Origin of the sequence: Pseudomonas sp. EL_65y_Pfl2_R96 (genome assembly GCF_963970905.1) — a bacterium.
In the GTDB taxonomy this organism is placed as follows: Bacteria; Pseudomonadota; Gammaproteobacteria; order Pseudomonadales; family Pseudomonadaceae; genus Aquipseudomonas.
In genome coordinates, this window is record NZ_CAXAQH010000478.1 from 1 (window position 1) to 255 (window position 255).

Annotated in this window: 1 pseudogene; it reads right to left on the reverse strand. The window is 62.7% G+C overall.

From position 1 onward, the window contains the following. Positions 1 to 255: pseudogene (locus AACY49_RS31660) on the reverse strand (arginine decarboxylase); the annotation flags it as partial.

Consider the following 255-nt stretch of genomic DNA (forward strand, 5'->3'; position numbering starts at 1 on the left):
ACGGCTCAGTCTTCTCAACCACGATGCCGCGACTGGAGAGGAAGGACGACACCAGCGGCGCGGGGATGCCACTGTTCTCCATTTGACCGTCGAGCCTCTGGCCAGGCGTCAGCACCGTGACCTTGATCGGGTCCAGCATGCAGTAGTCGGCGCCCAGGTCACCGAAGCCATGCCAGCTGGCCGCCGGTTTGAGCACCCAGGCATCGCCATGGCGTAATACTTCAGGGTCGAGTTCGGCAAAAGGCACCCCGTTGA